Annotated in this window: 8 protein-coding genes and 1 tRNA gene; 4 read left to right on the top strand and 5 right to left on the bottom strand. The window is 64.1% G+C overall.

The window, feature by feature from the left end; genetic code table 11:
* Positions 1-112: 112 nt before the first annotated feature.
* Positions 113-188 (bottom strand) — tRNA-Thr (locus NKH30_RS12985).
* A 341-nt stretch (positions 189-529) separates the two neighbouring features.
* Between NKH30_RS12985 and NKH30_RS12980 the strand changes: the two genes are divergently transcribed.
* Positions 530-1,681 carry a hypothetical protein gene (locus NKH30_RS12980; RefSeq protein WP_352969714.1) on the top strand — a complete coding sequence of 384 codons (1,152 nt, stop codon included), beginning with the start codon at positions 530-532 and terminating at the stop codon, positions 1,679-1,681.
* Between the two features lie 98 nt (positions 1,682-1,779).
* Here NKH30_RS12980 and NKH30_RS12975 read toward each other — a convergent pair whose 3' ends face one another.
* Together NKH30_RS12975 and NKH30_RS12970 are read right to left on the bottom strand one after the other, a co-directional pair.
* Entirely contained in the window at positions 1,780-3,381 is a 1,602-nt protein-coding gene (locus NKH30_RS12975; RefSeq protein WP_352995672.1) for a cisplatin damage response ATP-dependent DNA ligase, read from the bottom strand.
* A 235-nt stretch (positions 3,382-3,616) separates the two neighbouring features.
* Positions 3,617-4,627, bottom strand: coding sequence for a ligase-associated DNA damage response exonuclease (locus tag NKH30_RS12970; protein ID WP_352969710.1), 1,011 nt, complete (start codon positions 4,625-4,627; stop codon positions 3,617-3,619).
* Positions 4,628-4,735: 108 nt separating this feature from the next.
* Here NKH30_RS12970 and NKH30_RS12965 point away from each other — a divergent pair, with 108 nt between their 5' ends.
* Together NKH30_RS12965 and NKH30_RS12960 are read left to right on the top strand one after the other, a co-directional pair.
* Positions 4,736-5,680, top strand: coding sequence for a methyltransferase domain-containing protein (locus tag NKH30_RS12965; protein WP_352969709.1), 945 nt, complete (start codon positions 4,736-4,738; stop codon positions 5,678-5,680).
* A 55-nt stretch (positions 5,681-5,735) separates the two neighbouring features.
* Positions 5,736-6,092 (top strand): hypothetical protein, encoded by a 357-nt coding sequence (locus NKH30_RS12960; RefSeq protein ID WP_352681286.1) that lies wholly within the window; start codon positions 5,736-5,738, stop codon positions 6,090-6,092.
* Positions 6,093-6,099: 7 nt separating this feature from the next.
* On the opposite strand, the gene NKH30_RS12955 is transcribed toward NKH30_RS12960, so the two are convergent.
* Together NKH30_RS12955 and NKH30_RS12950 are read right to left on the bottom strand one after the other, a co-directional pair.
* Positions 6,100-6,963 carry a prephenate dehydratase gene (locus tag NKH30_RS12955; protein ID WP_352969707.1) on the bottom strand — a complete coding sequence of 288 codons (864 nt, stop codon included), beginning with the start codon at positions 6,961-6,963 and terminating at the stop codon, positions 6,100-6,102.
* Positions 6,964-6,993: 30 nt separating this feature from the next.
* Positions 6,994-7,722, bottom strand: coding sequence for a 3-deoxy-manno-octulosonate cytidylyltransferase (locus NKH30_RS12950; RefSeq protein ID WP_352995667.1), 729 nt, complete (start codon positions 7,720-7,722; stop codon positions 6,994-6,996).
* Between the two features lie 192 nt (positions 7,723-7,914).
* Between NKH30_RS12950 and NKH30_RS12945 the strand changes: the two genes are divergently transcribed.
* Positions 7,915-8,568: a c-type cytochrome gene (locus NKH30_RS12945; protein ID WP_352995665.1), complete on the top strand. Its 654-nt coding sequence runs from the start codon at positions 7,915-7,917 to the stop codon at positions 8,566-8,568.
* Positions 8,569-8,718: the final 150 nt, after the last annotated feature.

The raw sequence follows: 8,718 nt of genomic DNA, 5'->3' as shown, positions 1-8,718 counted from the left end.
GACTTGGAACAGAGGACCTTGCAGACCATCGACAACCCGTTCGGCACGAGGTTGTCACCCATGTCTTAAGTACAATCTGTTACCCATGTCTCCGGGTTGGACACGCGGGATTTGGTGCCGCTTAGGTGATTCGAACACCTGACCCCATCATTACGAATGATGTGCTCTACCAACTGAGCTAAAGCGGCCCGGGAAGCCGAGCTTCCAAGATGGGCTGCGTGATAGACGCAACCGGCCGCGAATTCAAGATGGCAGTCGCGATTTCAGGACGAGGCAATTGGTGCCGCCTCCGGCCGGGCGCAAGGGCAGCCGCCGCGCGGATCTGCCGTTGGCCGCGTGATGCCGTCCCGTCCGCCACGTTGGCGGTGGCGGGAAAATCAGCGAAAAATGTTGATTCCTTTACCGAAAACCGCCGAAATGAGCTTTGTGCCCCTCGGCAAGGCAGAATGCGGCCGCTCGCTTGTTGATTGATTGGTCGCCTGCGGCTAACGATCATGGCAATGTGAGTGAAATTGCAGAGGGAATTCGCTTGGACGCGATCGAAAAAGCGATCCGCAATGCCTTCGAGAAAGGCAATGCCGACGACCGGGCGTTTCGCGAGCGGGTCTATCGATCGGCTTTCGCGGCACTCGACCGTGCCCTGCAGGCCAATCCAAACGTCACGGTGGAGGTCGCCATCAAGCGGCGCAAGGCGGTCCAGGCGAAGATCACCGAAATCGAATCGGAATTCCTGCCGGCGGTTGCCGACGTCGCCGCGCCGACCGACAGTTTGGAGGCAGCACCGGAGGTGGAGCCCCCGGCCGAAGCTGAAGCCGCGCCGTCGCCCGATGTCGTCGTTGACGGTCCGGCGCAGCCGCCCGAATCCGATGCGCCGCGGTCGCGCGTCCTGCCGGTCGTTCCCGACATCATGCCCGATGCGCCTGTTGCCGAGGCGCCCGTGATCGACATGGGGGCCTCGGTTCCGACCGAAGCCGACGCCGAAACGGACGACGCGGAAGTGACGCCCGACCGCGACGACCGGCGGGCGAGGCGGCGGCGCCTGCCCTTGACCGCCATCTTCTTCGGTGTGACGCTGCTCGCAGCCGCCGGCATCGGCCTTTATTTCGCCAACCAGACCGGCGTCTTCAAATCGGCGACCGAGCTCGACACAGCGCCACCGGAAGCGCCGCCAACGGTCGACGGCGATGATTTCACGCCGGACGACACTGCTTCGCCGCCGAAGCAGGGCGAGCAGGACCAGACGCACGACTGGATCAATGTCTTTTCGCCGGGTGACCCGACGCAGGTCAATGCACCGTCGGACGCCAAGGCCGACGTCATCCAGGACGAAAGCGGTTCCTTCCTGCGCATCCGCTCGGGGGCATCCGGCTCGGCCATCAGCTTCGACGTCGGACAAGGCGTGCTGGAAAAACTGGCCGGCAAGCATGCCACATTCGACATCATCGCGCGCTCCGAGGAGGGCCAGGAGACGCAGATTTCCGTCGATTGCAATTTCGGCGAACTCGGCGACTGCGGCCGCAAGCGCTATGCCGTCGGTCGCGAGCGCAATGAATATCTGTTCGACGTGCGCTTTCCCAACAAGCGTCCGGGCGCTGCCGGCACCATCGCCATCAATTCCGACTTCGACAAGCAGGGCAAGTCGGTCGACATCTACGAGATCCGCGTTTCAGTCGTTCCCTAAAGCACGTCGCGTTCCGGCCTCATGCGACGCGCTTCAGGTTCTTGTTTTGATGCATGTCGTTACCGCAAAACCGCTGCACACTTTTTGCGCGACATGCATTAACTATCGAGCAGCGCCTGCAGCGTCTCGATGCGGTCGGCTTCGGCCGCCGGCTTGTCCCAGCGTAGCCGCGAAATGCGCGGAAAGCGCATGGCAACGCCGGATTTGTGCCGCGTCGAGCGGTTGAGACCTTCGAACGCAACCTCCAGCACCAGCCCGTTCCTGCGGTCGGCACGCACCGAGCGGACCGGGCCAAAGCGCTCGATCGTATTGTCGCGGACATATTTGTCGATCTGCCTCAGTTCCTCGTCGGTGAAGCCGAAATAGGCTTTTCCCACCGGCACCAGCTCCTCCGATCCTTCCGGCCCGGACCAGACGCCGAATGTGTAGTCGGAATAGAAGCTCGAGCGTTTGCCGTGGCCGCGCTGGGCATACATCAGCACCGCGTCGACCGTGTGCGGATCGCGCTTCCACTTGAACCACGGGCCCTTCGGCCGCCCGGCCACATACGGCGAATCCCAGCGCTTCAGCATGACGCCTTCGATGACCGGATGCAGCGGCTTGCGGCGCAATTCCTCGAGTGCCTGCCAGTTGGTGAATTCGACCAGCGGCGACAGATCGAAGCGGCTCGGATCGAGCGTCCTGACGAAGGCCTCGAGCCGGCCGCGTCGTTCGCGGAAGGGCAATCCGCGCACATCCTCGTCACCAATCTGCAGCGCATCGTAGCAGCGCATGAAGGCGGGGTATTGCTGCTGGATCTTGGGTGACACGGTCTTGCGGTTCAGCCGCTGCTGCAGGTCCGAGAACGTGCCCGTCGCCTGCCTGGGGTCACCGACCAGAAGCTCGCCGTCGAGGGCTCCTGAAAAATCCATGGCCTCGGCAAGATCCGGAAAGGCACCGGAGACATCGTCACCGGTGCGCGAATAGAGCCGGCGAATGCCGCCTTCGCAAACCGCCTGGACGCGGATGCCGTCCCATTTCCATTCGGCCGCGTAGTCGGCCGGGTCGAGCTTTTCGAGGTCGCCGTCGCCGACGGCATTCGACAGCATCACCGGCCTGAACAGCGCCAGCGCCGTCTTCCTGGGTTTTTCCGCTTTACGCTCCAGCCAGGCGAACAGCCCGATATAGGGCGGCGTCAGCCCGTGCCAGAGTTCCTCGATCTCGGCGATATCGACCTTGCCGAAATCGGCTAGCGCCTGCTTGGCCAGCCGCGCCGAGACGCCGATGCGCAGGCCGCCGGTGACCAGCTTTATGATGGCGAAGCGCGCCGACGTGCTGGCGCTGTCGAGCAGCCGGGCCAGCACCTGCGGCCCGTCGGAGCGGCTCGCCGCCTGCAGCTTGGCCACCACCTCGGCCAGCGTCGGCTCGTGGTTCGCGATATCGAGAGGCGATTGCGGCCAGACCAGCGACACGGTCTCGGCCAGATCGCCGACATAATCATAGGAATAGCCAAACAGCACCGGATCCATGCGCTCGATCACCAGAGTGCGCAGCATCGCCGGCTTGACCGCGGCGATGGACAGATCGCCGGTAATGGCCGCCAGCGCCAGCCCGCGGTCCGGATCCTCGACGCTGCGAAAATAGTCGGTCAACAGCGTCAGCTTGCCGTTGCGCGACGGCGTCAGCACCAGCCGGTCGAGAAGCTCGGCGAAGCGGTTCATGAGCGGAGCGCCAATGGGAAAGGCTTGCGTTCTGTCGCGCCCCCCTCTGTCCTGCCGGACATCTCCCCCACGAGGGGGGAGATTGGCAGTTTCGTCCTTGCCACCCGTCCAGCAACGTTGGTGGTTGGCGAAAGCCGGCGCGACATCCAATCTCCCCCCTCGTGGGGGAGATGTCCGGCAGGACAGAGGGGGGCGCCGTAGAGCTCTGCGCAGGTGACCATCGAACCTCGCATTCTCAATCGCCCTCGTCCTCATAACCAACCAGATGCAGCGGCCTGGCGGCGATGCCTTCGAGTTCGCACCAGCGCACCAGCGCCTCCTCGCGGCCATGCGTTACCCAGATTTCTTCGGCGCCGGTCTCCTTGATCGTTGCTGTCAGCTCGTCCCAGTCGGAGTGATCGGAGATGATCAGCGGCAGCTCGACGCCGCCCTGCTTGGCGCGCTGGCGGATGCGCATCCAGCCTGAGGCGAAGCACGACATCGGATCGGGAAAACGCCGCGCCCAGCGATCGGCGAAGGCGGATGGCGGGCCGACGACGATGGCGCCGGCAAAGTCGCTTTTTTGGCCGGTCTCGACGGTCGCCGGTTCCAATGTGCCGAGATCGATGCCCTGGCTCTGGTAATATTCGCTGAGCTTGGCCAGCGCACCATGGATGTAGATCGGCTTTTCGTAGCCGGCATCGCGCAGCAGCCGCATGACACGCTGCGCCTTGCCCAGCGCATAAGCGCCGACCAGATGCGTGCGCTCGGGAAACTGTTCGGTCGATTTCAGCAACCGGGCGATCTCTTCGGTATCGGGCGGATGCCGAAACACCGGCAGGCCGAACGTCGCCTCGGTGATGAAGACGTCGCATTTGAGCGGCTCGAACGGCTCGCAGGTCGCGTCCTTCTGGCGTTTATAGTCGCCGGACGCGACGATGCACGTGCCCTGATGCGCGACCTTGATCTGCGCCGAGCCCAGAACATGGCCGGCCGGGTGAAAGCTGACGGTGACGCCGTCGAGCGCAATCGTCTCGCCGAGCACGGCGGCTTGCGTCGTTCCGGCAAAACTGTCGCCGTAGCGCAGCCCCATGATGTCGAGCGTCTGCTGCGTCGCCATCACCGAGCGGTGGCCGGAGCGGGCATGGTCGGAATGGCCATGTGTGATCAGCGCCCGGTTGACCGGCCGCACCGGGTCGATGAAGAAATCGCCGGGCGGGCAATACAGCCCTTCCGGCCGGGGATGAAGCAGGTCGCTGGCGCGCATGGCCCCAAGATAGGCGCTAATTCCGGCGCGGGAAGCCTGTTGTAAGTCACTGCTGACTCCAGCATAGAGCGCAAGCCGGCTGCAAACACCCGGCGGAACCCGATCACGATGAAACCGCTCCAGACCTCGTCCGGCGATTTGACCGCCGACCGCCGCGCCGACTATGCCGAAATGCTCTATGCATCCGGCGATCATGCGGCAGCGGCGGAATTGCTGCTCGGCGCGCTCGAACTGGCGCCGCAATGGCCAGCCGGCTGGTTCCGCCTCGGCGAGATGCAGGAAGCGGCGGGCGCGCGCGATCGTGCCGCGCAGGCCTGGACGACGGCACTGCGGCTGGACCCGGCGGACAGGCTTGGCGCGGTGCTCAAGCTGCAATTGATCGGTATGGCGGCGGCGGCACAGGCGCCGCCCAGCGCCTTTGTCGAGACGCTTTACGACCACTATGCCGGGAGTTTCGAGGCTGAACTAGTCGACAGGCTCGGCTACCGCCTGCCCGAATGCCTCGACCGCGCCATCCAGGCGGCACGGCCGGGCCGGTTTTCGCTGGTGCTCGATCTCGGCTGCGGCACCGGCCTCATGGGCCAGAAGCTGCGGCCGATCGCCGACCGGCTGGAGGGTTACGACATCTCGGCCGGCATGCTGAGGCAGGCGAGCGCCAAAGGCGTCTACGATCTGCTCGTCAAGACGGATCTGCAGGACTTTTGCTATTCTGGCCCGAAAGCCGATCTGGTGACGGCGGCCGATGTGTTCATGTATGTCGGCCTACTTGAAAAGGTGGTGAACAAGATTGCCGGAATGCTTGCCGGCGGCGGTCTGTTTGCGTTCTCCGTCGAGACGCTCCCGGGCGGAGAATCGTCTGACAGCGCCGGCTTCGCCTTGCAGCCGTCGCGCCGCTACGCGCATTCGCAAGGCTATGTAGAGCGCGTTCTGGATGCCGACGGCTTTTCGATCCTGTCGCTGCAGGCAACGATCATCCGGCAGGATCGCCGCGAACCGGTCGAAGGGCTGGCCGTAGTGGCAAGCTTGCTTTCCGGCAGCGTAAAATCTGGCTAAGACTTCTGCCGCTGCGCATGAGAAGCCGCAGCTGCGAAAGACAAGGAGCACGTTCATGCGCTGGAACATGACGGTCTTGGCGTCTTGCCTGGCGATGGCCGGCTGCGTCGGCAATTCGATGTCCGAACGGCAGGACGAAAACGTCCAGTCCTCGCTGCTATATGACAAGGTGCCTTGCGATCAATTGCTGGCGCAACGAAACGGCCTGGCGCAGCAATATCATCTGCCGGTGGACGCCAAGCCGTCGTTCTCCAACCCGGCGACGGGCTTTGGCCCGTTCACGCCGGATATGCGCTCAAAAGCCAAACGCGACGCCGACCAGGCAAGCGGCAAGATCGACGCCATGAACCGGTCGATCAGCCGGCGCGAATGCGGCAAGCCGGCCAAACAGAACAAGCTCGGCCTGACCTGACCGGATCCTAATCCGCCACCTTCCACTGCTCGCGCGAGGCGCTGGCGGGATAGACGCCGAGGATGCGCATTTCGCGCGAGAAAAAGCGCAACTCGTCGAGGGCCAGCTTCACCAGCGGATCGTCGGGATGACCCTCGATATCGGCGTAGAACAGCGTCGCTGTAAACGCGCCGAGCTGGTAGCTTTCCAGCTTGGTCATGTTGATGCCATTGGTGGCGAAGCCGCCCATCGCCTTGTAGAGCGCCGCCGGCACATTGCGGACGCGGAAGATGAAGGTCGTCATCATCCTGGCGTCGGCCGAGGGACGTTCGGCCCATTGCTTGTTCTTGGTCAGCACGACGAAGCGGGTGACGTTGCTGTCGGTGTCCTCGACATTCTCCTCGATGATGTCGAGCCCGTAGAGGGTCGAGGCCAGCGCCGGCGCCAGCGCGGCCATGGTGCGGTCCTTCATCGCGGCGACCATCTTGGCTGCGCCCGCGGTGTCGCCGGCCACCGTCGCCTTCCAGCCGTTCTTGCGGATGTATTTGCGGCATTGGCCGAGCGCGTGGATGTGGCTGTGCACGGTCCTGATCTCGTCGCGCCTGACGCCGGGCAGCACCATCAGCTGGAAGTGGATCGGCAGAAAGTATTCGCCGACGATGTGCAGCTTCGATTCCGGCAAGAGGTGATGGATGTCGGCGACGCGGCCGGCAATGGTGTTCTCGATCGGGATCATCGCCAGATCGGCCCTGCCGGTCTCGACGGCGTTGAAGGCGTCCTCGAAGGTCGGGCACGGCAACGGCTCCATCGACGGGAACATGTTGCGGCAGGCGGTGTCGGAATTGGCGCCCGGCTCGCCCTGGAAGGATATTTTGTTGGTCTTTTCAGGCATGCGCGGAGTCTCGGGAATTGAGGGAATTTCTTAGTCGGAAAGGAGCGCCCTGGCGCGTTCGAGATCGTCCGGCGTGTCGACGCCAAGCGGCACCGACTGCACGATCTCCGCATCGATGCGCATGCCGGCCTCAAGCGCCCGCAACTGCTCCAGCCGCTCGCGGCGCTCCAGCGGCGACGGCCTCAGCGCAACGAAGCGTTCGAGCGCGGCGCGGCGATAGGCATAGAGGCCGATATGATGGTAGAGCGGGCCTTCGCCCCAAGGGGCAGTGGCGCGGGTGAAATAGAGCGCCCTGAGCCGCGTCGTCGAGAGTGGCGAGCCGACCAGCTTGACGACGTTCGGATTGGTCTTTTCCTCGTCGCGTACGATCTCGACGCAGAGCGTGGCGATATCCACCGCTGCGTTCTCGAAAGGCTTCAGCGCGGCGCCGATAACAAGGGGGTCGATGGTCGGCAGATCGCCCTGCACATTGACGATGGTCTCGACGCTGTTGCCAGGGTCGAGGATGGTCAGCGCTTCGAAGATGCGGTCGGAACCGGTTTCGTGGTCCGCCCGCGTCATCACCGCCTCGAAACCATGCGCGCGCACCGCCTCCGCAACGCCTTGCGTGTCGGTGGCGACGACGACCCGGCCGAGCCCCGCCTCGGCAGCACGGCGGGCGACGTGGACGATCATCGGAGTGCCGGCAATGTCGGCCAGCGGCTTGCCCGGCAGGCGCGTCGAGGCCATGCGGGCCGGGATCAGGATGAGCGTGGACATGAGGCGGGCAGGGGCTCGAAAAAGAGGGGGACAAAAGTGGCAAAAGGTCTCACTGGCAGCGCCCTTATAGGTGTTGCAACGCCGGAGCAAAAGACCTAGTTTCCGCGCGATTTGACCGCCTCGCAGGGTGGTTCACGATACCGACGGACGGAGTGGACGGATCGGTCCGCCGGAAAAGGGAGCCTGGGGCGTATGGATTCCAACGAAGTCAACAAGCTGCTCGCCGGCTTTCTCGGCACCGTGTTCATCGTCTTTTCCGTTGGCATCGTGTCCGACGCGCTGTTTGCCTCGCCGGCGCCTGAAAAGCCCGGCTTCGTCATCGAGGCGACCGAGCCCGCCGAAGGCGGCCCGGCCGCTCCCGCCGCGGCCGTGAAGCCGATCGCCGAGCTGCTGACCACTGCCAACGCCGAAGCGGGCGCCGCCATCTTCAAGAAATGCCAGGCTTGCCACTCCGGCGAAAAGGGTGGCCCCAACAAGGTTGGGCCCGATCTCTGGGACATCGTCGACCGTCCGGTCGCCGAGCATGAGGGCTTTGCCTATTCGGCCGGCATGAAGGAGTTCTCCAAGGGCGGCAGCGAGAAGTGGACCTACGACAATCTCAACCACTTCATCACCTCGCCGAAGAAGTTCGTGAAGGGCACGGCGATGGGTTTCGCCGGCCTGCCCAAGGATGAGGACCGCGCCAACGTCATCGCCTATCTGCGCACGCTGTCGGACAATCCGAAGCCGCTGCCGGCGCCCGGCGCCTCGGCCGAAAACGCGCCCGCCAAGCCGGCCGAAGGTGCAGCCCCTGCCAAGCCGGCAGAAGGCGCGGCGCCAGCCGCCCCGGCGACACCCGCAAAATAACAAAACTGTAATGACATTATCCTTGAAAAAGCCGGGTTCAGCCCGGCTTTTTCGTTAGGAAAAATGCATATGCGACGACAAAGCCGCTCGGTTGCGGTTTTCAGCGCCGCCAAATGATCTAGATTGGGCCAGACGCTATGGTGACGGCGC

This window comes from Mesorhizobium sp. M1273 (genome assembly GCF_040318195.1).
In the GTDB taxonomy this organism is placed as follows: domain Bacteria; phylum Pseudomonadota; class Alphaproteobacteria; order Rhizobiales; family Rhizobiaceae; genus Mesorhizobium.
The sequence above is the reverse complement of the archived record's forward strand: the minus strand, read 5'-3'. Positions and strand labels throughout refer to the sequence as shown.

Bases quoted from the DNA above. Each gene is read 5' to 3' on its own strand.
- NKH30_RS12950 (WP_352995667.1), bottom strand. From the start codon at position 7,722: ATGTCCACGCTCATCCTGATCCCGGCCCGCATGGCCTCGACGCGCCTG.
- NKH30_RS12970 (WP_352969710.1), bottom strand. From the start codon at position 4,627: ATGCGCGCCAGCGACCTGCTTCATCCCCGGCCGGAAGGGCTGTATTGC.
- NKH30_RS12955 (WP_352969707.1), bottom strand. From the start codon at position 6,963: ATGCCTGAAAAGACCAACAAAATATCCTTCCAGGGCGAGCCGGGCGCC.
- NKH30_RS12960 (WP_352681286.1), top strand. From the start codon at position 5,736: ATGCGCTGGAACATGACGGTCTTGGCGTCTTGCCTGGCGATGGCCGGC.
- NKH30_RS12975 (WP_352995672.1), bottom strand. From the start codon at position 3,381: ATGAACCGCTTCGCCGAGCTTCTCGACCGGCTGGTGCTGACGCCGTCG.
- NKH30_RS12945 (WP_352995665.1), top strand. From the start codon at position 7,915: ATGGATTCCAACGAAGTCAACAAGCTGCTCGCCGGCTTTCTCGGCACC.
- NKH30_RS12965 (WP_352969709.1), top strand. From the start codon at position 4,736: ATGAAACCGCTCCAGACCTCGTCCGGCGATTTGACCGCCGACCGCCGC.